At 69.5% G+C, this 24,606-nt stretch carries 27 protein-coding genes; 11 read left to right on the top strand and 16 right to left on the bottom strand.

Going from position 1 to position 24,606, the window contains the following annotated elements:
• Positions 1 to 112 precede the first annotated feature (112 nt).
• Positions 113 to 622 (bottom strand): DoxX family protein, encoded by a 510-nt coding sequence (locus GPY60_RS19780; RefSeq protein ID WP_156689391.1) that lies wholly within the window; start codon positions 620 to 622, stop codon positions 113 to 115.
• Between the two features lie 124 nt (positions 623 to 746).
• Here GPY60_RS19780 and GPY60_RS19775 point away from each other — a divergent pair, with 124 nt between their 5' ends.
• Positions 747 to 2,357, top strand: a complete 1,611-nt coding sequence (locus tag GPY60_RS19775) for a pyruvate, phosphate dikinase (protein ID WP_156689390.1) — start codon at positions 747 to 749, stop codon at positions 2,355 to 2,357.
• Entirely contained in the window at positions 2,354 to 2,968 is a 615-nt protein-coding gene (locus GPY60_RS19770) for a MarR family transcriptional regulator (RefSeq protein ID WP_156689389.1), read from the top strand. The genes GPY60_RS19775 and GPY60_RS19770 overlap by 4 nt, the downstream gene beginning before the upstream one ends.
• Positions 2,969 to 2,984: 16 nt before the next feature.
• Here the strand turns inward: GPY60_RS19770 and GPY60_RS19765 are convergent, their stop codons facing one another.
• The 3 genes from GPY60_RS19765 to GPY60_RS19755 form a co-directional block, all read right to left on the bottom strand.
• Complete coding sequence (locus tag GPY60_RS19765) at positions 2,985 to 4,211, bottom strand: WS/DGAT domain-containing protein (protein WP_156689388.1); 1,227 nt, start codon at positions 4,209 to 4,211, stop codon at positions 2,985 to 2,987.
• A gap of 32 nt (positions 4,212 to 4,243) precedes the next feature.
• Positions 4,244 to 5,152 carry an alpha/beta fold hydrolase gene (locus tag GPY60_RS19760; protein WP_156689387.1) on the bottom strand — a complete coding sequence of 303 codons (909 nt, stop codon included), beginning with the start codon at positions 5,150 to 5,152 and terminating at the stop codon, positions 4,244 to 4,246.
• A 186-nt stretch (positions 5,153 to 5,338) separates the two neighbouring features.
• Entirely contained in the window at positions 5,339 to 5,821 is a 483-nt protein-coding gene (locus GPY60_RS19755; RefSeq protein WP_156689386.1) for a VOC family protein, read from the bottom strand.
• A gap of 151 nt (positions 5,822 to 5,972) precedes the next feature.
• Here GPY60_RS19755 and GPY60_RS19750 point away from each other — a divergent pair, with 151 nt between their 5' ends.
• A complete protein-coding gene (locus GPY60_RS19750; protein WP_156689385.1) occupies positions 5,973 to 6,833 on the top strand; it encodes an alpha/beta fold hydrolase in 861 nt (286 codons plus the stop codon).
• A gap of 81 nt (positions 6,834 to 6,914) precedes the next feature.
• On the opposite strand, the gene gnd is transcribed toward GPY60_RS19750, so the two are convergent.
• Both gnd and GPY60_RS27195 read right to left on the bottom strand, forming a co-directional pair.
• Complete coding sequence (gene gnd, locus GPY60_RS19745; RefSeq protein WP_231639733.1) at positions 6,915 to 7,937, bottom strand: phosphogluconate dehydrogenase (NAD(+)-dependent, decarboxylating); 1,023 nt, start codon at positions 7,935 to 7,937, stop codon at positions 6,915 to 6,917.
• Positions 7,938 to 7,962: 25 nt separating this feature from the next.
• The gene (locus tag GPY60_RS27195) at positions 7,963 to 9,354 is read right to left on the bottom strand and encodes a glucose-6-phosphate dehydrogenase (RefSeq protein WP_231639732.1); all 1,392 of its coding nucleotides are present in this window, start codon (positions 9,352 to 9,354) and stop codon (positions 7,963 to 7,965) included.
• Between the two features lie 119 nt (positions 9,355 to 9,473).
• Between GPY60_RS27195 and GPY60_RS19735 the strand changes: the two genes are divergently transcribed.
• Positions 9,474 to 10,307, top strand: a complete 834-nt coding sequence (locus GPY60_RS19735; RefSeq protein WP_156689394.1) for an adenylate/guanylate cyclase domain-containing protein — start codon at positions 9,474 to 9,476, stop codon at positions 10,305 to 10,307.
• Here GPY60_RS19735 and GPY60_RS19730 read toward each other — a convergent pair.
• On the bottom strand, positions 10,259 to 10,468 hold the full coding sequence (locus GPY60_RS19730) for a hypothetical protein (protein WP_156689382.1): 210 nt from the start codon (positions 10,466 to 10,468) through the stop codon (positions 10,259 to 10,261). The genes GPY60_RS19735 and GPY60_RS19730 overlap by 49 nt on opposite strands.
• An 84-nt stretch (positions 10,469 to 10,552) precedes the next feature.
• Between GPY60_RS19730 and GPY60_RS19725 the strand changes: the two genes are divergently transcribed.
• Entirely contained in the window at positions 10,553 to 11,233 is a 681-nt protein-coding gene (locus GPY60_RS19725) for a guanylate cyclase (protein ID WP_156689381.1), read from the top strand.
• Here GPY60_RS19725 and GPY60_RS19720 read toward each other — a convergent pair.
• Positions 11,230 to 11,553 carry a putative quinol monooxygenase gene (locus GPY60_RS19720; protein WP_156689380.1) on the bottom strand — a complete coding sequence of 108 codons (324 nt, stop codon included), beginning with the start codon at positions 11,551 to 11,553 and terminating at the stop codon, positions 11,230 to 11,232. The two genes, GPY60_RS19725 and GPY60_RS19720, sit on opposite strands and share 4 nt — an antisense overlap.
• A 234-nt stretch (positions 11,554 to 11,787) precedes the next feature.
• The gene (locus GPY60_RS19715; protein WP_156689379.1) at positions 11,788 to 12,315 is read right to left on the bottom strand and encodes a peptidoglycan endopeptidase; all 528 of its coding nucleotides are present in this window, start codon (positions 12,313 to 12,315) and stop codon (positions 11,788 to 11,790) included.
• A gap of 221 nt (positions 12,316 to 12,536) precedes the next feature.
• Here GPY60_RS19715 and GPY60_RS19710 point away from each other — a divergent pair, with 221 nt between their 5' ends.
• Entirely contained in the window at positions 12,537 to 12,791 is a 255-nt protein-coding gene (locus tag GPY60_RS19710) for a DUF2510 domain-containing protein (RefSeq protein WP_156689378.1), read from the top strand.
• A gap of 54 nt (positions 12,792 to 12,845) precedes the next feature.
• Here GPY60_RS19710 and GPY60_RS19705 read toward each other — a convergent pair whose 3' ends face one another.
• From GPY60_RS19705 to ychF, 3 genes are all read right to left on the bottom strand, one after another.
• Positions 12,846 to 13,409, bottom strand: coding sequence for a dihydrofolate reductase family protein (locus GPY60_RS19705; RefSeq protein WP_156689377.1), 564 nt, complete (start codon positions 13,407 to 13,409; stop codon positions 12,846 to 12,848).
• 228 nt (positions 13,410 to 13,637) lie between these two features.
• Entirely contained in the window at positions 13,638 to 14,066 is a 429-nt protein-coding gene (locus GPY60_RS19700; RefSeq protein WP_156689376.1) for a hypothetical protein, read from the bottom strand.
• Between the two features lie 96 nt (positions 14,067 to 14,162).
• Positions 14,163 to 15,233, bottom strand: a complete 1,071-nt coding sequence (gene ychF / locus GPY60_RS19695; protein WP_156689375.1) for a redox-regulated ATPase YchF — start codon at positions 15,231 to 15,233, stop codon at positions 14,163 to 14,165.
• A gap of 217 nt (positions 15,234 to 15,450) precedes the next feature.
• On the opposite strand from ychF, the gene GPY60_RS19690 reads away from it, so the two are divergent.
• Positions 15,451 to 16,617 (top strand): sulfite exporter TauE/SafE family protein, encoded by a 1,167-nt coding sequence (locus tag GPY60_RS19690; RefSeq protein WP_156689374.1) that lies wholly within the window; start codon positions 15,451 to 15,453, stop codon positions 16,615 to 16,617.
• 35 nt (positions 16,618 to 16,652) lie between these two features.
• On the opposite strand, the gene GPY60_RS19685 is transcribed toward GPY60_RS19690, so the two are convergent.
• A complete protein-coding gene (locus GPY60_RS19685; protein ID WP_156689373.1) occupies positions 16,653 to 17,651 on the bottom strand; it encodes a 4-hydroxy-3-methylbut-2-enyl diphosphate reductase in 999 nt (332 codons plus the stop codon).
• A gap of 89 nt (positions 17,652 to 17,740) precedes the next feature.
• Here GPY60_RS19685 and GPY60_RS19680 point away from each other — a divergent pair, with 89 nt between their 5' ends.
• From GPY60_RS19680 to GPY60_RS19665, 4 genes are all read left to right on the top strand, one after another.
• Positions 17,741 to 18,346, top strand: a complete 606-nt coding sequence (locus GPY60_RS19680) for a lipid droplet-associated protein (protein WP_156689372.1) — start codon at positions 17,741 to 17,743, stop codon at positions 18,344 to 18,346.
• Positions 18,343 to 19,593 carry an exodeoxyribonuclease VII large subunit gene (gene xseA / locus GPY60_RS19675; protein WP_156689371.1) on the top strand — a complete coding sequence of 417 codons (1,251 nt, stop codon included), beginning with the start codon at positions 18,343 to 18,345 and terminating at the stop codon, positions 19,591 to 19,593. The genes GPY60_RS19680 and xseA overlap by 4 nt, the downstream gene beginning before the upstream one ends.
• Positions 19,583 to 19,816, top strand: coding sequence for an exodeoxyribonuclease VII small subunit (locus GPY60_RS19670; RefSeq protein ID WP_156689370.1), 234 nt, complete (start codon positions 19,583 to 19,585; stop codon positions 19,814 to 19,816). The genes xseA and GPY60_RS19670 overlap by 11 nt, the downstream gene beginning before the upstream one ends.
• 61 nt (positions 19,817 to 19,877) lie before the next feature.
• A complete protein-coding gene (locus GPY60_RS19665) occupies positions 19,878 to 20,984 on the top strand; it encodes a 3-beta-hydroxysteroid dehydrogenase (protein WP_156689369.1) in 1,107 nt (368 codons plus the stop codon).
• Between the two features lie 25 nt (positions 20,985 to 21,009).
• Here the strand turns inward: GPY60_RS19665 and GPY60_RS19660 are convergent, their stop codons facing one another.
• Genes GPY60_RS19660 through GPY60_RS19650 form a run of 3 tightly spaced genes read right to left on the bottom strand, consistent with a single transcriptional unit; the run spans position 21,010 to position 24,593 of the window.
• Positions 21,010 to 21,561: a hypothetical protein gene (locus GPY60_RS19660; RefSeq protein ID WP_156689368.1), complete on the bottom strand. Its 552-nt coding sequence runs from the start codon at positions 21,559 to 21,561 to the stop codon at positions 21,010 to 21,012.
• 15 nt (positions 21,562 to 21,576) lie between these two features.
• Positions 21,577 to 23,112, bottom strand: coding sequence for a carboxylesterase/lipase family protein (locus GPY60_RS19655; protein WP_156689367.1), 1,536 nt, complete (start codon positions 23,110 to 23,112; stop codon positions 21,577 to 21,579).
• Positions 23,113 to 23,165: 53 nt separating this feature from the next.
• The gene (locus GPY60_RS19650) at positions 23,166 to 24,593 is read right to left on the bottom strand and encodes a sensor histidine kinase (RefSeq protein WP_231639735.1); all 1,428 of its coding nucleotides are present in this window, start codon (positions 24,591 to 24,593) and stop codon (positions 23,166 to 23,168) included.
• Positions 24,594 to 24,606: the final 13 nt, after the last annotated feature.

The following is a 24,606-nucleotide window of genomic DNA, read 5'->3' as shown; positions in this document are numbered from 1 at the left end:
CCGGTGCACCGGAGCGGCGGGCGGCGCGGCCGGCACCGGGGGCACCGGCGGGCTGCTGCGCGGAGCGAACGGCAACGACGGGATGGCGTGACCCGACGGTCGCGCCGGATGACTACCCGGCTTGCTTGACCGGCGGCCGGTAGAAGATCAGCAACTGACCGACCGCCCCCGCGAGGCCCAGCCCCAGCGAGATCAGCAGGCCCTTCCAGCCGTCCAGCCAGTTGTGGCCGAAGATCGCCCAGTCCAGGCTGAGCCGCCCGGCACCGAGCGTGGCCACCACCACGGCGCTCACCGCCAGCACCAGGTTGTACTCCCAGCCCTCCTTGACGATGAAGAAGCCGTTGGCCCGGTGCACGGTCCACGCCGCGACCAGCATCAACGAGACGAAACCCGCCGCGGGGATCGGTGTGAGCAGCCCGGCCGCCAAGCCGAACCCGGCGGCCGTCTCGGTGCAGGCCGCCACGGTGGCGTGGAACTTCCCGGGCTTCATGCCGATGCTCTCGAACCACCGCGCGGTGCCGGGGATCCGGCCGCCGCCGAAGAACTTGTTCAGGCCGTGCGCGGCGAGCGTCAGGCCCAGCACCAGCCGCAGGATCAGCAATCCGACGTCGTAGGGAGTCATACCGATAAAGTTAGAGCATCCGGCGCGGCCCTCGACAGAAGCGACGAACCGCGGTTTGCCGTGATCGGTGTGCGAACATTGCGGCGTTTGCCGGACCACTGACCACGACATCAGGGGGTGCACCATGGCTCGTGTCCCGCGAGGCACGACGCACCCCGAGGCCGCCCGGCGAAGCGCCGTGGTGCTGCTCGACGGCCGAGCCGGCCAGCCCCGGCAGGTGCTCGGCAACAAGGGCTACGGCGTCGAGGTCATGCGCCGGCACGGCCTGCCCGTGCCGGCCGCGTTCTGCATCACCACCGATGTCGGCCTGAGGTTTCTCGCCGAGCCCGAGGCGGCGATCGACGAGATCTGGGACGACGTGCTGCGCGGGCTGGCCTGGCTGGAGCGCGAGACCGGGCGCGCGTTCGGGCGCGGGCCGCGGCCCCTGTTGGTGAGCGTCCGTTCGGGAGCCACCCAGTCCATGCCCGGCATGATGGACACCATCCTCGACGTCGGCATCAACGACGTCGTCGAACGCGCCCTCGCGGCCGCCGGCACGGCGAGCTTCGCGCGCGACACGCGCGAGCGGTTCGACCGCATGTACTCCGACATCGTCGGCGACCCCGCGCCTCAGAACCCCCACGCCCAGCTGCGCGCCGCCATCACGGCCGTGTTCGACTCCTGGAACTCGCCCCGCGCGGTGGCCTACCGCGCTCACTACGGTCTCGCCGATCTGGGCACCGCCGTCATCGTGCAGGCGATGGTGTTCGGCAACCACGGCTCGAAATCGGGTGCGGGGGCGCTCTTCTCCCGCAACCCGATCACCGGCGCCAACGAGCCGTTCGGCGAATGGCTCCCGGGCGGCCAGGGTGACGACGTGGTGTCCGGGTCGGTCGACGTCGAACCGATCACCGCCCTGCACGACGAGCAACCGGCCGTGTACGACGAGTTGATGCACGCCGCAGGGACGTTGGAACGGGTCGCCGCCGACGTCCAGGAGATCGAGTTCACCGTCGAGGACGGCAAGCTGTGGTTGCTGCAGACGCGGGCGGCCGAACGGTCGGCGCAGGCGGCGGTGCGACTCGCGCTGCAACTGCGCCACGAGCGCCTGATCGACGACGCCGAGACGCTGCGCCGCGTGACGCGGGCGCACGTCGAGAATTTGCTGCGCCCGGCCCTACAGCCCGAAACCCGTTTGGCGGCACAACTTTTGGCCAGCGGACTGCCGGCCTGCCCGGGTGTCGCGACGGGCAAGGCGTACACCGACGTCGACGAGGCGCTGGACGCCGCCGATCGCGGCGAACGGGTGATCCTGGTGCGCGATCACACCAGGCCGGAAGACGTGCTGGGCATGCTGGCCGCGCAGGGCATCGTCACCGAGGTCGGGGGGGCCGCGAGCCATGCCGCCGTGGTCAGCCGTGAACTGGGCCGGGTGGCCGTGGTCGGCTGCGGCCGCGGGGCGGCGGCGGTGTTGGCCGGCAGGCAGATCACGGTGGACGGCGCCGAAGGTGAAGTGCGCGAAGGCATCCTGCCCCTCGCCGCGTGGTCGGAGGACGACACACCGGAACTGCGCGAGCTGGCCGGCATCGCCCGCGCGCTCAGCCCGCTGCGCGCCCACGCGACGGGTGCATACCCACGGCTGCAGGACAATTCGGACGGCGCGGTGCGCGCGGCAATGATTGCCGGCCACACCGACGTGGTGTCGGACACCCCCCTGATCGTCATGCTTACCGCGCTGAGGCTGGGGCCGGGTTGACCGAACTCGAGGTGTTGCAGGCGGTCCGGCTCAAAGGCCGGGTGAGTGCCGCGGACCTGGCCGCCACCCTGAACGCGAGACCCGGCGACATCGCCGGGACGGTCGAGCGGCTGATCGGCTCGGGCCTGCTTCTCGACGGAGCCGCGCTGAGAATCAGCCCCGCCGGCCGCGCCCGGCTCGAGGAGTTGCTCGCCGAGGAGCGCAGGGGCATCGACCGCGAGGTGTTGCTCGCCGCCTACAACGACTTTCGGCCCGTCAACGCCGACCTCAAGTCCCTGATCACCGACTGGCAACTCAAGGGCGGCCCCACGGGGACCCCCAACACGCACGACGACGCCGAGTACGACGGCGCCGTCCTGGCACGCCTGAGGTCGGTGCACGCGCGCGTGACGCCAATCATCGAGGCGGCCGCCGCCCAGCTGCCCCGCCTGCGCGGCTACTCGGCGAAACTCGCTGCGGCGCTGAACAAGATCGACTCCGGCGAAACGGCGTGGCTCAGCAAGCCGCTGGTCGACTCCTACCACACCGTGTGGTTCGAGCTCCACGAAGAGCTGATCGTCGCCGTGGGTCTGACCCGCGAAGAGGCGGAGAAATCCGAAGGGGCGCAATAGATTACGGCGCCCTAGATCAGAGCGCCGCATCCAAGAGGCGCACGTACGCGTCGACGTCTCCGATCGCCGACTCCGCCGCGTGCACGCTGATCGCCACGGTATCGCCGATGCCGTGCACACCGTGCGTCAGCGCCATCGCCGGCGACAGCGCCGGATACCCGGCGGTGAGCACCACCCGGGCGTTCCCGAAGCGCAGATCCGCGGGGCCCCGGTGAACGCTGGACACCACGGTGTTTCCGGCCACCTGGGACGGCCGGGCGGCCGGGTCGAACTGGGCAACGCCCCACCGCAGCAGCGGTGCCGGCACCGCCCCGAACGCCCGATCACCGGCCCGCGACGCCGGGTGCTCGAGCCGGCGCCGCGCCGCGGCCAGGTCGGCCGCGATCCTGCCGGCGCGAACGTCCGGGTCGAGGTCCGGGTGGAGGCCGACGGTGACGTTCGCGAAGTGGTTGTGCGCCTGTCGAGCACCGCCTTTCGCCATCGGCACCTCGGCGCCGAGCGCGTCCGCAGCGTCGCCGAAAAGGTCGGAGAGCGCCGTCGACACCGCGGCCAGCACGGCCACGGTGACGGTCGGACCCCGCAGCTGTGAACGGGGGCGAACGATCGTGCGGACCGATCTGACGCCGTCCGGGCGGGAGTTGGTCGGCAGCGGGGGGCGCGGCCCCGCGCCCGGAGCCAGCCGGCCCGCTTTGATGTCGCGCTCGAGCCGGCGATGGGCGCGTGCGGCCTCCAGCGCGCGCCACGGCAGGAAGGTCGGCCGGGGCCGCGGCAGGCGCGGCACCAGCGTGGGTCGGCCGAACAACCAGGCAGCCAGCGCCGAGGCGCGGGCTCCGTCGGCCAGGGCGTGCGTGACCTGCAACACCGCCACCGAGCCAGTGCCGCCGACCCCGGGGATGCCCCGCACCGGGGTGAACACATGCAGCCGCCAGGGCATCTCGCGCGCGTCGAGCTGGTCGCCGGCGAGGCCGGCTACGGCCGCCAGGCATACGCTCCAGTCGGACCCGTTGAACGGATGGCGCACAACGCATTCCGGCCCCACGGTCGCCGGCACCCAGCGTGGATAGGTGAGGACGCTTCCGTCGCTCACGCGCATCGACAGGTCCGGGCAGGCCCGCGCCCGCGACAGGACCGCCTCGATCGCCAGCGCGCTGTCCGCCGGCTCGCGGTCGAACGCGTACAGCAGGAACTGGTCGTTCGGGATCTTGGCGGACATCCAATAAAACTGCGCGTCGACGGCCGCCATCCGGTGCCCGGCTACCATCTCCGCCGCGGCGCTCAGCCCGCCGCGCCGATGAACTCGAGGATCAGGTCGGCGACCTTGTCCGGCCGTTCGAGTTGCAGGAAATGCCCCGCGCGTTCGACGATCTCGACCCCGCTGCCCGGGGGCAGCGCCCGTTCCGTCCAGCGGCTGAAAGCCGGTGTCATGCAACCGTCGTCGCGGCCGTGCAGATAGAGGCAGGGCAACAGCGGCGCCTGGGTCCACAGCTCGTGCAGCTCGGCGTATTGCGCCGGAGGCCGCGTGTTGCGGATGGTGGCCAGATACGGGCCCAGGGCCGCCCGCCAGCTCTCCGGGGTGCCGATCGCGGCGTCGACGTGGCGCAGGTCCTCCTCGGCGCCGCGGTAGCCGGGTGACCACCGCCGCCAGAGCAGCGGCAACACCCAGGCCGCGGATCGGGCCGGCAGGTAAGGCAATTGAAAGTAGAACATGTACCAGCTGCGCAACAGCTGGCGTGGCAGCAGGGCGGCCAGGTGGGCCCGGTCGGCCGCCCCCGCGGACTGACGAAGCCCCGCCGAAACCGGCACCGACATGATCACCGCCCGGGTGAACGGGCTGTCGGGCATCGCGGCCAGCCCGGTCGCGGTGAGCGCCCCCCAGTCGTGCCCGATGACGACGTCGTGCTCGGTGCCGCCCGCGGCCTCGCGCACCCGCAGCGCGTCGTCCATCAGCGCACCGATGTGGTAGCTGCCGTCGGCGGGAATGGACGACGGCGCGTATCCCCGCATGAACGGCGCGACCACCCGCCATCCCGAGTCGGCCAGCCGGGGCGCGACCTTGCGCCACCCGTACGGGGTGTCGGGGAAGCCGTGCAGGCAGAGCGCGATCGGGGCGTCCCGCGGACCCCAGCAGAGGGCCTTGAGATCACCGGCCCGGCCGGGGACGTCGATCCAGCCCGGGTCACCCACGACGGGCCGCCCGGTTGCATCCCGGCGCGATCCGCCCGACCGGGATCGCCCGTTCCGCCGCGTCCGCCATGCACCCTCCCTGCTCGCCGCACCGCAGGGACTAACCTACCCCTGCCGGCGCGCGATGCACCGGGAGCTATCGAGTACGAACAAAGCGTCTGCAGCACAACGCCTTCGGCGAGCGCCTCAGTGGGCATGCTCGCCGGCGGCCGCCCTTTCGAGATCGGCGATCACAATCTTGCGCATGCCGTACATCGCCCTGGTGGCCGCGGCCGCCCGATCCCGGTCGGGGTCGCTGATCAACTCGTAGAGCCGGTCCGGCACGATCTGCCAGCTCAGCCCGAAGCGGTCCTTGAGCCAGCCGCACTGCGACTCCTCGCCGCCGTCGGTCAGCCGGTCCCAGTAATAGTCGACCTCGCCCTGGTCTTTGCAGTGCACGGTGAACGACACGGCCTCGCTGAACGGGAACATCGGGCCGCCGTTGATGCCGAGGAACCGGGTGCCGTCCAGCACGAAGCTGCCCGACAACACGGTGCCCGGCTCGCCCGGCCCCGCGTCGGTGGTTCGGTTGAAGCCCTCGATGCGGGAATTGGGGAACACCGAGGTGTAGAAGGTGGCGGCGTCCTCCAGGTCGTGGTCGAACCACAGCGTGGGCGTGATGGATGGCATTCCGGGGCCTCCTCGAGTTGGGGTTGCGCGTCTGTTCCGAAGAGACAGACCGCGGCGACGGCCAAAACTCATCGGGGCCATCGGGGGGTCAGCGCCCCAATCAATAGACAACCTAGGTAACGTCGGGGAACGATCTACCGAGAGGACCCCCGTGAGCGCCGTGACCAGCATCCCCCAGACGGTCCACTTCTCCGGCAAGGACGGAATCACGCTGGTCGCCGACGAGTGGAACCGCGGGGTTGACTCCTCGCACCCGAGCGTCCTGATGTTGCACGGCGGGGGCCAGAACCGGTTCTCCTGGAAGAACACGGGTCAGGTGCTGGCCGACGCGGGGTTCCACGTCGTCGCGCTGGACAGCCGCGGGCACGGCGACAGCGACCGCGCCCCCGACGCCGACTACGACGTCGACACCCTCACCGCCGACGTGATGCGCGTCCTCGACGCCATCGGCCGCCCGGTGATGATCATCGGGGCGAGCATGGGTGGCCTGACCGGAATCCTCGCCGCCGACCAGGCCGGGCCCGACAGGGTGACCCAGCTGGTCCTCGTCGACGTGGTACCCCGGTTCGAGAAGAACGGCAGCGCGCGCATCCGCGAGTTCATGATGGGCAACCTCGACGGTTTCGACTCGCTCGACGAGGCCGCCGACGCCGTCGCGGCCTACCTGCCGTACCGCACCAAGCCGCGCAGCCCGGAGGGGCTGAAGAAGAACCTGCGCCTGCGTGACGGCCGCTGGTACTGGCACTGGGACCCGGCATTCATGACCAAGCCGGGCGACGACCCCGAACTTCGCACCGAGAAGTTCGAGCACGCCGCCCGCAACCTGACGATCCCGGTCCTGCTGATCCGCGGGAAGCTCTCCGACGTCGTCAGCCCCGAGGGTGTCCAGCACTTCCTGGAGACGGTGCCGGGCGCCGAGTTCGTCGAGCTGTCGAACGCGGGGCACACCGCGGCCGGCGACGACAACGACGCGTTCAGCGACGTCGTCGTCGGCTTCGTCAGGCGGATCTAGCCCGATCGCGCGCCGACTGTGCGTTCCACGACGCGACAGGCCGCCGATGCGTCGCAAAGTGCACTCTCGCCGCGATCGCTCCTAGTTCGCCGGCTTCTCCGCGTGTCCGCCGAACTGCTTGCGCATCGCCGACAGGGCTTTATTGGCGAAGTCGTCGAGCTGGCGCGACGCGAAGCGGGATTGCAGCGCCGTCGTCAGCACCGGCGTGGGGACTCCCTCGTCGATCGCCGCGATCGACGTCCACCGGCCCTCCCCGGAGTCGGACACCCGGCCCGAGAACTCCTCCAGGTCAGGTGATTCCTGCAAAGCGATCGCGGTCAGGTCCAGCAGCCACGACCCGATGACGCTGCCCCGGCGCCACACCTCGGCGACGTCGGGGATGTCGAAGGTGTACTGGTAGAACTCGGGGTTGGCCAGCGGCGCGGTTTCGGCGTCACCCTGCTGGATCTCCTTGCCGATGTCGGCGCCGCGCAGGATGTTCAGCCCCTCGGCGAGCGAGGCCATCATCCCGTACTCGATGCCGTTGTGCACCATCTTGACGAAGTGCCCCGCGCCGGACGGCCCGCAGTGCAGGTAGCCCTTCTCCGGCTGGGCGATCTCGCCGTCGCGGCCCGGCGTGCGCGGCGCGGCGTCGACGCCGGGCGCGACGGTGGCAAAGATCGGCTCGGCGTGCGCGAAGGCGTCGTCGTCGCCGCCGATCATCAGGCAGTAGCCGCGTTCGCGTCCCCAGACGCCGCCGCTGGTGCCGCAGTCCAGCAGGCGAATGCCGTTCTCGGACAACGTTTTGCAATGAGTGATGTCGTCGCGGTAGTAGGAGTTGCCGCCGTCGATCACGATGTCACCCGAATCGAGCGTGGTGGCCAGTTCGTCGATCACGCCCGTGGTGATGGTCCCGGCCGGCACCATGACCCAGACCACCCGCGGCTGCGTCAGCTTCTCGGCGAGCTCCTTGAGCGACCCCACCCCCGTGATGTGGTCCTCCCCCGCCATCGCCTTGACCGCGTCGGGGTTGTGGTCGTACACCACGCATTCGTGTCCCCCCGTGACCACCCGGCGGACGATGTTGGCGCCCATCCGGCCCAGGCCGATCATCCCTAGCTGCATGTGTCCTGTTCTCCTCACTTGGCGATTACTGCGGCAGCCACGGCTGTTGCCAACTGCGGTGGCCGTGCAGGAGTGACTGCGCGGCGTCGGGTCCCCAGGAGCCGGGCTCGTAGTGGTGGATCCGTCCGGGCCGGTCGAGCACCGGCTGCACGATCCGCCACGTCTCCTCGATCCCATCCTCGCGGGCGAAAAGCTGGTGGTCGCCGGTCAATCCGGCGTAGAGCAGACGTTCGTAGGGCCGGACCGGTTCGCCGAGATCCTTGGCGAACGACGAGTCGAGGTGCACGTCCTGCCAGCAATCGTCCACCTGGGCCGAAAGCTGGAGGCGCATGCCGGGATCGGGGTCGATGCGCAGCACGATCTGGTTGGGCTCGCTGGGGCGGCGGTTGGGCAGGAACGCCAGGCCCGGCACGTGGTGCAGGAACATCCGGACCTCGGTGACCTTCTGCGGCAACGCCTTGCCGGCGCGCAGGAAGATCGGCACCCCGGCCCAGCGCCAGTTGTCGATCTCGGTGCGCAGCGCGATGTAGGTCTCGGTCTGCGAGTCCTTCGCGACGCCGGGGACGTCGGTGTACCCGCGGTACTGGCCGCGCACGCAGCGCTCGGGGTCCAGCGCGGGCATCGCGCGGAACACCTCGGCCTTCTTGTCATTCAGGTCGTCGGCGCCCGGGCCGACCGGCGGATCCATCGCGACCAGCGCGAGGACCTGCAGCAGATGGTTCTGCACGACGTCACGCAGGGCGCCCACCGCGTCATAGAACTTCCCGCGGTCCTCGACCCCGAAGTTCTCGGCCATCGTGACGTGGATTTCGGAGATGCTGTTGCGGTCCCACAGCTTGGCCAGCCCCAGGTTGGCGAACCGCAGGTACTCCAGTTCCTCGACGGGTTGCTTGCCCAGGAAGTGGTCGACGCGCAGGATCTGGCCCTCGTCGAGCACGGCCCGCAGCCGGGAGTTGAGGTCGCGCGCCGAGGCCAGGTCGTGGCCGAACGGCTTCTCGATGGCCACGCGCGCCCGCTCGAGCAGGTCGGCCTTGGCGAGGCTCTCGACGATGGGGGCGAACAGTGCCGGTGGCATCTCGAGGTAGTAGAGGGGGCGGGCCTCCTTGGGGATGCGGTCGGCCAGGTCCGAATACAGCGCGGCGTCCGTGACGTCGCCGTGCAGGTAGGACAGCCGGCCGGCCAGCCGGTCGAACACCGCGTCGTCGAAGTCTTCGCCGGAGTCCTTGACGGCGTTCCGGGCCCGGTCGACCAACTGGTCCAGGGTCATGTCATCGCCGGCCACTCCCACGATCGGGCAGTCCAGCAGGCCGCGGCGTTCGAGCCGGTACAGCGCCCGGTATGTCATCTTGCGGGCGAGATCGCCGGTGATACCGAAGATGACCAGCAAGTCTGAGGCGCTATCGCCGCCGTCGGCCAAACCGCACCTCCCGGAAGTCATCCAATGGGCTCACGAGATCCACTACCCGCGGCGGCCGGTTCCAACACTAGACACTGCCGATGGGGGCGACAACCGCGCGACGGCACCTCCTTGGAAGGATGGTCGGCGTGGATTCTGCGCTGCACATCGCGGTCTATGTCGCGGCCGCGGTGGCGGTGACCGAGGCCGGCGCGATCGTGGTGCTGTCGAGGCTGCTTGTGCGCAGCCGCGAGGAGATCGAAGAGCTGAAACAACGGACCGACACCCGCAATCAGCTCCTGTCGGGCGGCCGCGAGGCCGTCAAACGGGTCTGGAACACCGCCAACCTGATGCGCAAGGAGGGCTTCGGCGCGGTGGTGCGCAGCTCCATCGAGGACCTCGCCGACTGGGCCGAGGTGGAGCGGCCGGACCTCGCGCGCGTCACACCCGACGGCCGGGTGGTGATCCTGTTCTCCGACATCGAGGAGTCGACCGCCCTCAACGAGAAGATCGGCGACCGGGCGTGGGTCAAGCTCATCAGCTCGCACGACAAGCTGGTGCAAAGGCTCGTGCACCGGCACGAGGGGCATGTGGTGAAAAGCCAGGGCGACGGCTTCATGATCGCGTTCTCGCGCGCCGAGGAGGCGGTGCGCTGCGCGATCGACCTCCAAGACGAGTTGCAAAAGGACGCCAAACGTAAGCGCCACAACGAAATTCGCGTTCGAATCGGCATCCATATGGGCCGCTCGGTGCGACGGGGTGACGATTTGTTCGGGCGCAACGTCGCGATGGCCGCCCGCGTGGCCGCCCAGGCCACCGGCGGCGAGATCCTGGTGAGCGAAACGGTGCGGGACGCGGTGCGCGGGTGTGACGACATCCGCTGCGATGACGGACGCGACGTTGACCTGAAAGGCTTTTCGGGCAGCTACCGCTTGTATCGCGTCGACGCCGAGCCCGACCCGGACCTCGACTGAAACCCCTCGCCGTCGGCCTCGGCCAACCGCTGGTGCAGGCGGGCCCGCACCTCGTCGGCCGTGTAGGCGCGGCGTTTGCGTTGGTCGCGGACCACCAGGGCTCCACCCGCTACGACGCCGGCAATCCCGGCCAGCCCGAGCCACTTCCAGATGCTGCGCACGTCGACAGGCTATTCGCGATCGGGGGCCGCCGTGCGGCGTTGTGGTTAACTTGTGTGCCCTGACAACTTTTCACGGTTACGGCGATGCTCACCCTGGACCAAGCGCTGGACGAGACCCGCACGGGCGACCTCTGGTTGTTCCGCGGCGGTTCCGGTCCCGACCGCGCCATTCAAACGCTGACCAACAGCCCCGTCAATCATGTGGGGATGACCGTCGCCATCGACGATCTGCCGCCGCTGATCTGGCATGCCGAGTTGGGCGACAAGCTCGTCGACGTGTGGACCGGCACGAATCACCGCGGGGTCCAGCTCAACGACCTTCGCGACGGGGTTCGGCAGTGGATGGAGCGCTACCACCAGCGGTGCTGGCTGCGACAGCTGGAACCGTACGCGAACCGGACCCAGGAGAATGCGTTGCTGCGGGTGATCGCGCGGCTGGACGGCACGCCGTTCCCCGCCACCGCGCGCCTCACCGGCCGGTGGCTGCGGGGCCGGTTGCCGACCGCCTATGACTGGATCCGGGGAATCCCCGTGCTGGACAACAAGGTTCGCGAGACGACGCGGCAGCGGAAGGCCCAGCGGCGCGTAGGCGTGGAAGCCGCCTACTGCGCCGAGACGGTCGCGATCACGTATGAGGAGATGGGCCTGCTCACCACGGAGAAGTACTCCAACTGGTTCGACCCCGGCTCGTTCTGGAGCGGTGACAAGCTGCCGCTCGCACCGGGCTATCGGCTCGGCGGCGAGATCGAGGTGGTGGTCGGCTAGCCGACCGACATCTCCCCCATCTCCGACCACCCCGTCGCCTCGATGGTCTGGCTGATGATCTTGGGGGTGGACCGCAGCGCCTGCGGCAGTTCCCGCATCGCCCGCTTGAAGTGCTCGCTGTTGACGTGGACGCCGCCCGCCTCGCCGTCGCGGAACGCTTCCACCAAGACGTACTCGGCCGGGTTGTCCAGGCTCCGCGACCACTCGAACCAGAGGTTGCCCTCCTCGGCGCGGGTGGCCTCGGTGAACGGCGCCACCAAGCCGGGCCACCGATCGGTCCAGTCGGGCTTCGTTTCGAACTTGACGACGATGAAGATCATGGCCGCAGGATACGTCCCCGTCGACGCTGGGCCCAGACGATGACGCCGACTCAGCAAATTTCGCCTGAGCGTCTCCTTTGACGCTCAGGCGAAATTTGTTATTGGACGTGCGCCAGTCCAGCTAATGCCACAAGTGACGCGCACCACAATCGCGGTCGATTCGATTCACATCACAATTGTAAAAGAATTCGAATTGCGATCAATTCGAGATACGGCCGCGCGGCGCAATTCGATCTACGGGTTCGGATTCGCGGGATCGCCCGGCGGCGGCGCATCGGGAGCCGGCGGTGGCGCCGGCACCGAAGCGTCGACGAGGACCGGCGGCGGGACCGGTGCGTCGGGCGGCGGGGGCGGCGCGTCGGGCGGCGGAGGAAGCGCGCCGTCGCCGTCGGGCGGCATCGGCAGGAACATGTGGTGAGTGAATCCCGCCTGGTAGGCGCCGGCTCCGCCGATGTGGACGCCGCCATGCTCGCCGCTGGACACCGAGGTGCCGTCGGGCAGGGTTACCGCCGTGTGCCCGCCGTTCCAGCCGATCACCACGGCGTTGGGAGCGGTTCCGTACTGGAATCCCCGCGCCAGCAGTGCGGCTTCCTCGTTGCCCGTGTTGAAGCGGCTGCCGAAGATCGGCCTGTCAGTTGCCGCATTCGCGACCCACGAGGCGAGGCCGGAGCAATCGGTCCCGGCAGGAGAATCCCCGCCCGGGATATAGGGCGTGCCGGAAACCTGATTGATGAGCGACACGAGTGTAGCAAGAACAACCATGGGCAGCGAGGCTAGCAATGGATTAATTGCCCGACAAAATTTTGTGAACTAGTTCATTCGTAATGCGGACAATGGCGTGGATCGCATACCAGCAAATTTCTTACCGGGTCCGGAACCGTCAAGGGCCGAGCAGTCGGCGGAGTTCCGCCGCGTTTCGCCACGATCTGCGCCGGGTAATTAGCCGCCGTTGCGCAGTTCCCACCTACGGAGGTGCATGCCCGATGTTGTCCGGCGCCATCAACTCCCTCGTCTGGATTCTCATCCTCATCGCGGTCATCGCGGTGGTGGTCGCCGTCGTCCGGGCCGCGGCGCGGCCCCGTGAGTCCACCGTCGTCGAGCAGCCCGTCGTCCGCCAGGCCCCGCCGGTGGCGACCAGTGGCCTGGCACCGGGGTGGTACCCGGACCAACAAGATCCGAGTTTGATGCGCTACTACGACGGGCGGGTGTGGACAGCGCAGACCCAGCCCCACACGTGAGCTGACTGCCCGTCGGCCCGGAACCCGACCACCCTGGGTCGCCGGGCAACTCCCCTAGCGGGACGAATAGCGCAGGAGCGCGGTCCCCTCGTCGAACACCCTGTGCTCGACGAGTCTCAGGTCGAGGCGCACCCCGTCGGGCAGTGCGCGCAGACCGCCGCCGACCACCTTGGAAACCACAAAGAATCGGAAGTCCTCGACCAGGCCCGCCCGGATCGGCGCGGCCGCGACCGTGGGACCGAAGATCTCGACCACGCCCGCCGCCTCGTCCACAATGCGCCGCAACTCGTCCAGGCTCAGTCGAGGGACGAGGCGGGCGCGTTTCGACCCGAGTTCGTCGGCGGTCAGTGTCGACGACACCACCACCTTGTCGATTCCTTGCCAGCGCCGGGCGAACTCCCGTTCGGCGGGCGAGCTGTTCTCGTCGTCCGGGTAGGTCTCCCAGTAGTCCATCAACGCATAGGTCCTGCGCCCCAGCACCTCGGTCGACACCTCGGCCATCCGGTCGACGTGGACGTCGAAGACCTCCGTACCCGGGGCCGACCACTGGAAGTCGCCATCGGCGTCCGCGACGTAGCCATCCAGGGACACCGTCGCGGTGAAAGTCAGAATTCCCATGCTGACCTTCCCTCGAATTCTTTTGCGGCCCACCTGGTTTGGCTATCGTCGCTCACGGTTCTCCTCCCCGACAACGTGGCTACTTCGATATAAGGACCCGCGGACTCGCCGGAACTCATCGCGCCGTGGATCACACCGAGTTGACATCGGTGTCCGCCGACCTGCTCGGTGAGGTTGTTGCCGGCTGACGCTGAAACGGAACTCGACAACGGCCCCGGTCCACGCTGACTATGCCTGCCCCTCAAGCAGGTGGGCATACGGGTCGGCATCGCCGCCAACAGATTCCGGCATCGGATAGTAGGTCTTAATGAGAAGGTTGCCGTCGTCATCCCAGGCGAAGGTCTCGATACTGTGCGCAACCCCGACGTTCGGCTCCGTGCCAAAGTGGTTCTCACATACCCACGCCATCTCATTGCCGTTGACCTGAACCGTGATCATCTTGATCTTCAGAATCGACTGGAACATGTCGAAGGCGTCCGAGGTGGCGGCGGCGAAACCGTGCTTCTCCTCTGTGCCGACCGGGTCGAACATGCGAACCTCGCCAGGACAAATGGTGCGCCAGGACTCCACCCACTCGTCCTTCTTGCCCGCATTCCACAGCTCGGCGTGCTTGGCTGCGTGCGCCAAGCGGGCCTTCCGGCTCGGAACCTTGCTCATCTCTGGCCATCTCCGTTCCCGCCAACGTGATGACCACAATAACTGGACACCTGTCCAGGCGGAAAGGGTCTACGCCTTGGCTTGCGATGTAGACGTTTATCCGTGCCGGAACTCGACCACGTCGCCGTCGGCCATGACGTAGTCCTTGCCCTCCATGCGGACCTTGCCGGCCGCCTTGGCCGCCGCCATCGACCCGGCCGCGATCAGGTCGTCGTAGGACACGATCTCGGCCTTGATGAAGCGCTTCTCGAAGTCGCTGTGGATCACCCCGGCGGCCTTCGGAGCGGTGTCACCCTGGTGAATCACCCACGCGCGCGCCTCCTTTGGGCCCGCCGTCAGGAAGGTTTGCAGCTTGAGCGTGTGAAACCCGGCCCGCGCCAACGCGTCGAGCCCGCGTTCACTCTGCCCGATCGACTCCAGAAGCTCGGCGGCCGACTCCTCGTCGAGTTCGGCCAACTCCGATTCGATGGCCGCGTCGAGGAACACCGCGTCGGCGGGCGCGACGAGCTCGCGCAGCTCGGCCACCCGGGCGGCGTCGGTCAGCACCGACTCGTCGGCGTTGAAGACATACAGAAACGGCTTGGTGGTCAACAGGTTCAGCTCCCTCAGCAGCGAGACGTCGACCCCGGCGGAGAAGAGCGTCTTGCCGCCGTCGAGCACCTGCTGGGCGCTCACTGCCGCATCGTAGGTGGGCCTGCGCTCCTTGTTGGTGCGCGCCTCCTTCTCGAGGCGCGGCAGCGCCCGCTCGAGCGTTTGCAGGTCGGCCAAGATCAGCTCGGTCTCGACGACCTCGATGTCCGACTTGGGATCCACCCGCCCGGCGACGTGGGTGACGTCGTCGTCGGAGAACACGCGCACCACCTGGCAGATGGCATCGCACTCGCGGATGTGTGCCAGGAACTTGTTGCCAAGCCCCGCCCCCTCCGACGCGCCCTGGACCAGGCCGGCGATGTCGACGAAGGTGACCGGCGCCGGAACGACGCGCTCGGAGGCGAAAAGCTCGGCCAGCTTGTCCAGTCGCGGGTCCGGCAGCGACACGACGCCCTCGTTGGGCTCGATCGTCGCGAACGGGTAGTTGGCCGCCACCACGTCGTTGCGGGTCAAGGCGTTGAAGAGGGTCGACTTGCCGACGTTGGGCAGCCCCACGATTCCCAGGCTCAAGCTCACGGGGAATCAAGTCTAGGCGCGCCGGGCCGGCGGACGTTTCGCGCCGGGTCCCTCGGCGGTCCCGCAATCCGCTAGCGCCGGCGCTATCGCTTTGCAGAGTCACATAGTCGTACCGAGGCGGTACCAATGTGGCGGATGTGGCCAACACCGCCTCGACGGCGGGGCACGCGCCCGCCTATATACGGGCCTCGCGGCCGATTCCCGGTACGGTCTACATGTGTCACCACAGCGGGGAAGGTCGACGGTCGAGGCTTCCCACCGATCGGTTCACCCGAATATCCCGGGCGTGCCATGGTGGGCCGCTTTGCTCATCGCCGTCAGCGCGACCGCCATCGGCTACGCCATCGACGCCGGTTCCGGTCACAAGGAGCTGACACACGTCTTCGCCGGCCTCTACATCGCGGGGTGCGTGGCCGGCGTGCTGGCCGTGCGCCAGGACGGCATCTTCACCGCGGTCATCCAGCCCCCGCTGATCCTGTTCTGCGCCGTGCCTGGCGCCTATTGGATGTTCCACGGACGCAAGGTCGGCCACCTCAAGGACCTCCTGATCAACTGCGGATATCCCCTGATCGAACGGTTCCCGCTGATGCTGGGAACGGCGGGCGGCGTGCTGCTGATCGGGCTGATCCGGTGGTACTTCGGCGCCTCGCACCGGACGACGGTGGCCACCCCGAAGGCCGATGCCGACGAGGCCGGCGAACGGACCTCCTTCGTCGGCGGCATCGTGGGCAAGCTGACGTCGATCGTGCACCGCGATCCCTCTGACGGGGAGGCCGAGGACGCCGGCAGTGAGCCCCCCGTCGACGCCAAACGCGACCGCGTCGCCCGACGGGCCGAGAAGGCCCGCGAGAAGGCGCGCGCCCGGTCGAGCGCCCGCGCCGCCCGGACGCATTCGCGGCACAGCCGGCCCTCGCCGAACGACGCGTACGAACCGGAGACCGAACGCCCCCGGCGTCCCGGCCGCAGGGGCCAGCCGGCGCCCCGCGACTTCGACCCCGCCGATCCGCCCCGTCGCTCGCGCCGGCCCAGGCCGCAGCCGGATTCCGACCGCGACCAGGCGCCCCGCGGCGAGCCGCGCCCGCGCCGCAGCCCGTACGAGCGCCCGGCGCCGCGCGGCGGCCGCTTCGACGGGTACGACAGGTACGACCCGCCGGGGCCGCCCGAGCGTTTCGACCGGTACGACCGGTACGAGCCCTACGACGCGTACGAGCCCCCGCGCCGCCGGGCACCGCGCGGGGCCAACGGCGCCGACCCGACGCACCATCCCATCTCGCAGGTTCGCTACCGCGGGGCGCCCCCGCGCGACGAACTGCGGGCCGAGCGGCCGAGCCGATCGCGGGCTCCGGGCCGCGGCAACGGCCGCCCGTGGGAGTACGACGGCTAGCGGCTAGCGGGGCGCCGCCATATGGCTGAGCCCGTCTAAAGAACCGAGCGGATCTCCCGCGGCAAGGCGAACACCAGCGTCTCCTGCGCCGTCGTGACGGGCTGCACCACGCCGTAACCGCAGTCGGCGAGCCGTTCGAGCACGCCCCGGACCAGCACCTCGGGAACGGACGCACCGGACGTGACGCCCACGGTGGTGACGCCCTCCAGCCACGCCGCGTCGATGTCGTCGGCCCAGTCGACCAGGTGAGCGGCCCGCGCGCCGGCGCCCAGCGCCACCTCGACCAGTCGCACCGAGTTCGACGAGTTGCGCGACCCCACCACGATCACCAGCTCGCACTCGGGCGCCATCGCCTTGACGGCCACCTGCCGGTTCTGCGTCGCGTAGCAGATGTCGTCGCTGGGCGGATCCTGCAGCTTGGGAAACCGCCGCCGCAGCGCCTCGACGATCTCCATCGTCTCGTCGACCGAGAGCGTGGTCTGTGACAGCCAGACCACCTTGTCCTCGTCGCGGACGGTGACGTTGGCCACGGACGCGATGCCGTCGACCAGCTGGACGTGGTCGGGGGCCTCACCGGAGGTCCCGATCACCTCCTCGTGGCCCTCGTGCCCGATGAGCAGGATGTCGTAGTCGTTGCGGGCGAAGCGCCTGGCCTCGTTGTGCACCTTGGTGACCAGCGGGCAGGTGGCGTCGATGGTGTGCAGGTTGCGTTCGGCGGCGGACGCGTACACCGTCGGCGCCACGCCGTGCGCGGAGAAGACCACGATGGAGCCTTCGGGAACCTCGTCGGTTTCCTCGACGAACACCGCGCCCGCCTTCTGCAGGGTGTCGACGACGTGCCGGTTGTGCACGATCTCGTGCCGCACGTACACCGGGGCGCCATGCTTCTCCAGCGCGCGTTCCACGGTCTCGACGGCCCGGTCCACGCCCGCGCAGTAGCCGCGCGGCTCCGCCAGGAGCACCCGCTTGCGGGTGGGGTCGGTGGCCACCGATCTGGACGCGCCGGGAATTCCCATGTCTACGGTCGGCGCCATGCCGTCCAGGGTACTGACTGCCGACACGGGGCCGCCAGCTCGCGGCAGTCAGCTTGGCGTGAGCCGCCGCGTGAGGCAGTCTTGGTGCCATGGCTACTGCACCGTACGGAGTTCGCCTGCTGGTCGGCGCGGCGACGGTCGCCGTCGAGGAGACGATGCGGCTGCCGAAGACCATCCTGATGTACCCGATGACGCTGGCCAGCCAGGCGGCGCAGATCGTCATGCGGTTCCAGCAGAACCTCGCCGAGCTGGTGAACAAGGGCGACAGCACCCTGGAGTCGATCTTCCCGCCCAAGGACGAGAAGCCGGAGTGGGCCACCTTCGACGAAGACCTGCCCGAGGCGGCCGAGGCGCCGGCGATCCCTGCCGGCTCCGCCGAGGACGGTGACCGCCTGACCGAGGGCCGGTTCGCCCTGTACTCGGTGGCCGACGCGGCCGACGCCAAGGGCATCGCGGCGGCGCCCGGCAAGGGGCCGGCCAAGCGGTCCAAGAAGGTGACGCCCGACGCCCCACAACCCGAGGTGGTCGCCGAGCTGGACTACCCGACGCTGACGCTGGCCCAGCTGCGCGCCCGGCTGCAATCGCTGAGCGTCGACGAGCTCGAGGCCCTGCTCGCCTACGAGCAGGCCACCAAGGCGCGCGCGCCGTTTCAGACGCTGCTCGCCAACAGGATCACCCGCGCGAACGCGAAGTGACGCCAGCGGCGAATTCGGAACCCAATTCCGCCGAGAACCCGTTTCCGGTTCGCGCGGTGGCGATCCGGGTGGCGGGCTGGATCGACAGGCTGGGCACGGTGTGGGTGGAGGGCCAGCTTGCGCAGATCTCGATGCGGCCCGATTCCAAAACGGTGTTCATGGTGCTCCGCGACCCGGCGGCCGACATGTCGCTGACGGTGACCTGCCCGCGTGACCTGGTGTTGGGAGCGCCCGTCAAGCTGACGGAGGGCACCCAGGTGGTGGTGTGCGGCAAGCCCTCGTTCTACACCGGGCGCGGCACGTTTTCGTTGCGGCTCAGCGAGATTCGTGCGGTCGGCGTCGGCGAGTTGCTGGCCCGCATCGACCGGCTGCGCCGGCTGCTGGACGCCGAGGGCCTCTTCGACCCGCGGCTGAAGAGGCCAATCCCGTTCCTGCCCAACATGATCGGCCTGATCACCGGGCGGGCCAGCGCCGCCGAGCACGACGTGCGGACGGTGGCCGGTGCGCGATGGCCGGCGGTGCGCTTCGCGGTGCGCAACACCGCGGTCCAGGGGCCGAACGCGGTCGCGCAGATCGTGGAGGCGCTGCGCGAGCTCGACCGCCACGATGAGGTCGACGTGATCGTGCTGGCCCGCGGCGGCGGCAGCGTCGAGGATCTGCTGCCGTTCTCCGACGAGACGCTGTGCCGGGCGATCGCGGCGTGCCGCACCCCGGTGGTCACCGCCGTCGGTCACGAGCCCGACAACCCGCTGTGCGACCTGGTGGCCGACCTGCGCGCCGCCACCCCCACCGACGCCGCCAAGAAGGTGGTGCCCGACACCGCCGCCGAGCAACGGCTGGTCGACGACCTGCGCCGGCGCAGCGCCCGGGCGCTGCGCAGCTGGGTCGGTCGCGAGGAACGGGCCCTGGCCCAGCTGCGCAGCCGCCCCGTGCTGGCCGAGCCGCTGCGGGCGCTCACCGCGCGGGCCGACGAGATCCACCGCGCCCGCTCGGCGGTGCGCCGCGACGTCACCCGGCTGGTGGCGGGCGAGAGCGACCGGATCGGCCACCTGGGGGCACGCCTGGCGACGCTGGGCCCGGCGGCGACGCTGGCCCGCGGGTACGCCGTCGTGCAGACGGTCCCCGACCAGGGGCCCGCCGCGGTGCTGCGGTCGGTCGACGACGCCCCGGCGGGCACCCGCCTGCGGGTGCGAGTGGCCGACGGCGCCGTGACGGCCGTGAGCGAGGGGCACACCGATGGCGCGTAGCGACGACTCCGTTACTCCCATTAGTCAGCTTGGCTACGAGGCGTGCCGCGACGAACTGATGGAGGTCGTGCGCCTGCTCGAGCAGGGGGGCCTGGACCTCGATGCGTCGCTGCAACTGTGGGAAAGGGGCGAGCAGCTGGCCCGAAGGTGCGAGGAGCACTTAGCTGGGGCCCGCAAGCGCATCGAGGACGCGCTGGCGTCGGGGCAGGCCGACGACGACTGAGCCGGCAGCGGTCCCGTGAAGGCACTCCCGAACTGGAACACGTTTCAGTTATGCTTCGCCGATGGGTGATCCATCACTGACAACCGACATCTGCCACGCCCTCGTCACCGGCGGCTCGGGATTCGTCGGCGCCAACCTGGTCACCACGCTGCTCGACCGCGGTTACCGGGTGCGCTCCTTCGACCGGGCCCCGTCGCCGTTGCCGCAGCACCCGAAGCTCGAGGTGCTGCAGGGCGACATCACCGACCCGGAGGTCTGCGCCGCCGCCGTCGACGGCGTCGACACCGTCTTTCACACGGCGGCGATCATCGAACTGATGGGCGGCGCGTCGGTCTCCGACGAGTACCGCCAACGCAGCTTCGCCGTCAACGTCGGCGGGACCCAGAACCTGGTGCACGCGGGTCAGGCGGCGGGCGTCAAGCGGTTCGTCTACACCTCGTCGAACAGCGTGGTGATGGGGGGCCAGAACATCGCCGGTGGCGACGAGACCCTTCCCTACACCACCCGCTTCAACGACCTCTACACCGAGACCAAGGTGGTCGCAGAACGCTTCGTGTTGGAGCAGAACGGCGTCGGGGAAATGCTGACGTGTGCGATCCGGCCCAGCGGCATCTGGGGCCGCGGCGACCAGACGATGTTCCGCCGACTGTTCGAAAGCGTCGTCGCCGGACACGTCAAGGTCTTGATCGGCCGCAAGTCGGCCAGGCTCGACAACTCCTACGTGCACAACCTGATTCATGGTTTCATCCTGGCCGCGCAGCACCTGGTGCCCGGCGGGACCGCGCCCGGTCAGGCGTATTTCATCAACGACGACGACCCGATCAACATGTTCGAGTTCGCCCGGCCGGTGATCGAGGCGTGCGGCGAGAACTGGCCGCGGGCACGGGTGAACGGTCCCATGGTGCGCGCGGCGATGACGGGCTGGCAGCGCCTGCACTTCCGGTTCGGGATCCCGGCTCCGCTGCTCGAGCCCCTGGCCGTCGAGCGGCTGTACCTGGACAACTACTTCTCGATCGCCAAGGCGCGCCGCGACCTCGGCTACGAGCCGCTGTTCACCACCGAGAAGGCGATGTCGGAGTGCCTGCCGTACTACGTGGACATGTTCCACCGGATGAAGAACGAGCACAGGGCCCGTGCCGCCAAGCCGACGGGCGGCGGGACGAAGTAATTCGGCGAGGCGTGTGGCCGCGGATTCAGCGCGTCAGATAGACGATCAGCCACACCAGCAACGCGGCGACCACGGCGAGAAACACGGCTATCAAGGCGAGCCCGTAGACCTTCGCCAATCGTTCCCTTCGGTCGAGCGCCCCGGAGGCATACTCGTCGGCGATGCGGGCGCCGAGCCCGAGCCTCTCGACAAGGGCGATCCAGTCGGCCTCGATGACCAGGTGGGTGGGACCTTGGGTCGACGAACGAGTTGGGCGACCGCGCCAGGCGTAGCGAAACTGCTGGCCGCTCCACACGGCATCCCGCAGGGGCGACGTTCCGATCCTGAGGCTCGGCATGCCGGGAACCTGCAGGAGTAACAGAGCTTGCGTGTACAGCTTTTTCGGTGGGCTTTCGAACCCCTCGTCCAGGATGCATTTGTACGTCGCCGGTGTGGCGGTGACCTGGTTGGGCCCCACCGAGGCGACGATGGCCGCGGTGCTGGGATCGGAGACTTCGATCGCACCGTCGGCCGCGAACTGCAGGGTCAGGGCCGGCGGCGTGAGCGCCGGGTCCAACGCAGAGTCGACCGGAATCAAGTCCATCGCCGGGGGCTAACGGAAGCTCACCATCTCGCTGCCCCACGCGGCACGGATGCGGGCGTCGACGTCGTGAACGACGGTGTCGCGCTTGTCGACCACCAGGCAGGCGCGCTCGGGCGCCCGGTACGGCGCCCAGTCGGGCTCGCCGGGCGGGCCCGCGGGATTGCCGTGCGCGGCGAAGTTGATCCACCGCGTCCGCATCCTCCGGGAGACCGCCCTGGCCGTCTTGGCCCCGCCGAGCTTCAGCGTCGGGTCCTTCGGACCGCCGAGATTGCCCCACACGTAAGGCAATTCGGTCGCGTGGGCGGCGTTCACCAACAACAGCTTGAGCAGCGGGGTGGCGTAGTCGAACCGGTACAGGTACACCGGCGCCACGCGCGCCTGCCCCTCGGCCAGCCACACCGACGGCATCCGGAACCCGACGTCGGTCGCGATGCTCAAACTCCTTGACCTGCGCCCCAATCGGGAGTACGCCGACCCGATCTGCTCCTCGCTGGGCAGCTCCAGGTCGGGTTGTTCGGCGGCGATCTGGTCGAACATCGACGTGATCGCGCGGGGGGTGATCGGCATCAGCCGTGACCGCATCAACCGGAAGAGGGCCGCCTCGTGCTTGTTTGTTCCGATGATCAGCGGCACGGCCAGCGAGCGACCCTCCTGCACCCGCTTGACGGGGTAGTCGTCCAGCAACTCTCCGTCGATGATCGGGACGAACGCCAGGATGCCGGGATTGCGCACGGGCACTTCGTCGAACACCTCTTGGGACGCGGCCAGCAGCACCGCGGTGGGCACGTCCGGCAATCGGTCGGCGTCGACGTCGAGCCGTTCGAGGACGGTCTCGGCCACGCGCTCCGCCCTGCGCCGGTCGTAGACCGACGTGGCGGGCGAGCTCTGGGCGATCGCGCGGGCGAACAAGCCCTCGGCCGCCGGGCAGGCCAGCAACGTCGTCACGATCCCCGCGCCGGCGGACTCCCCGAACAGCGTGACCCGTCCCGGGTCGCCGCCGAACGCCGCGATGTTGTCGCGGACCCAGGCCAGCGCCGCCAGCACGTCGCGCAGGCCGACGTTGGAATCGAACCGCCGCCGCGAGGACGAGAACGACGACAAATCCATGAAGCCGAGCGCCCCGACCCGGTAGTTGACCGTGACCACGACGACTTCGCCGCCGCCGGCCAACCGCCGCCCGTCGTACAGCGCCTGGCTGGCCGCGCCGAGGACGTAGGCCCCGCCGTGCAGCCAGACCATCACCGGCTTGCGGTCGCCCGGTCGGGTGCCGGGCGACGCCCAGACGTTCAGCCGCAGGCAGTCTTCGCCTTGCGGAGCGCCCAGGTCGAGCGGCATGTTGGGAAACACCGGCTGCGGGCAGGCCGGCCCGTAGCGGGTGGCATCGGCGACCTCCGTCCACCGCCGCGGTGGTTGCGGCGCGCGGAAGCGCAGGTCGCCGACGGGCGGGGCGGCGTAGCGAATGCCCTTCCACGCCTTGGCCCGGCCCAGGTCGGCGCCGCGGACGGGGCCGTGGGTGGTGTCGACCACGAGGTCGTCGATCGCCATGCGTTGTGCGCTTCCCTTCGCTGCTCCACCTCAGGTTAACGACGAACGGGCGGCTAATCTGCGACCGACGCCAACGGGACTGCCCACTCGATCAGGCTCCCTTCGCCGTCGCCGGCTTCCCGCCTCGTCGCGTATCCGCCGAGCCGTTCGGCCCGCTGCCGGATGCTCCGGAGCAACTCGCCGTCGGGGTCGGCTTCCGAGCCGCCAACTGCGTTGTCCCGCAAGGCCAGAACGAGCTGGCCGTCGGTTGCGGCCAAGCGCACCGCGACGGCGGTCGCCCGGCCGTGGCGGGCGATGGCGCTCAGCGAATCGCGCAACACCTCCGTGACGGCGGCCCGCACGGCGGTCGGCGCGGCACGCGAGTCGATCCGCCCGTCGAATTCCAGGTCCGGTGCGAAGCCCAGGGCCGTCGCGCTGCGGTTCACCACGTCGATCACCTCACCGGTCAGTCCGGTCCTGTCATCCTCGGCGGCCGCGACGTCGAGGTTGAACACGATCTTGCGGAGGTCGGCGATGATCCTGTCGGTCTCGTCCACGAACGGTTTGAGGTCCGGGGAGCGGCGTTGCGCCGCCGACGTGAGCCCGAGACCCAGGGCGAACACGCGTTGGATGGTGCGGCCGTTGAGGTCGGCGGCCACCCTCGCCTGTTCGTCGCGGCGCTCGGCGTCCAGCAGGCGGGTGGTGCTGGTGCGCAGGTTGTCGCGCATCGTTTCGGCCGCGTCGGCCAGCACGGCCACCTCGCGCACGCCGGCTCGGCGGATCGCCCGGTCATGGTCGCCCTCGGCCACCGCGGTCACGTCGCTCAGCACACGATTCACCGGGCGCGTCAGCACCTGGTGCAACAGCCACACCGCCCCGATCACCACCGCCAGCAGCAGGGCCGCGGCGATCGCCTGCGCGACGTTGGCCAGCCGTTGCGCGGCATGGACTTTCGCCAGCTCCTGGCTGATCAGCTCGCCGGTACGTGCCTGCAGGGCGGACAACCGCACCCGAAGCTCGTCGAATAACCGCTTGCCCGACAGCGTCATGGCCTCGATCTGCTCCGGCCCGATCGGCCCCGTCCGCCGGGCGGCGATCTGGGGGTCGGCGGCCGCGACGATCCAGTCGTCGGCGGCGGCGACGACGGCATCGAGCCGACGGCTCGCCTCGGCATCGCCGGCCAGGTCCCCGTGGAGGTCGGCGAGCAGTCGATCGGCGTCGGCCTTGCCGGCCGCATACGGCTCGAGGAACGACGGATCCCCGGTCAGCATGAACCCGCGCTGCCCGGTTTCTTGATCCACATATGCCTTGCCCAGCGCCGCGACGCGCTCCTGGGCGGGCAGCATGCGCTGGCTGAGCCGGTCCATCGCCTGCGCCACGTTGACGCGCCCGAACACCGAGAACACCGTCGAGACGACGAACACGACGGTGATGGCGCCGAGGCAGATCCAGATGAGCTGCCGAAGCGACAATCTGGGGGCGGGGCGTTGGCCGGACATCATGTGGCTCACGGGT

It is taken from the genome of Mycobacterium sp. Marseille-P9652, from assembly GCF_902652685.1.
Classification (GTDB): Bacteria; Actinomycetota; Actinomycetes; order Mycobacteriales; family Mycobacteriaceae; genus Mycobacterium.
Note: the sequence above shows the minus strand (reverse complement) of the source record. Positions and strands in the feature narration are given on the sequence as shown.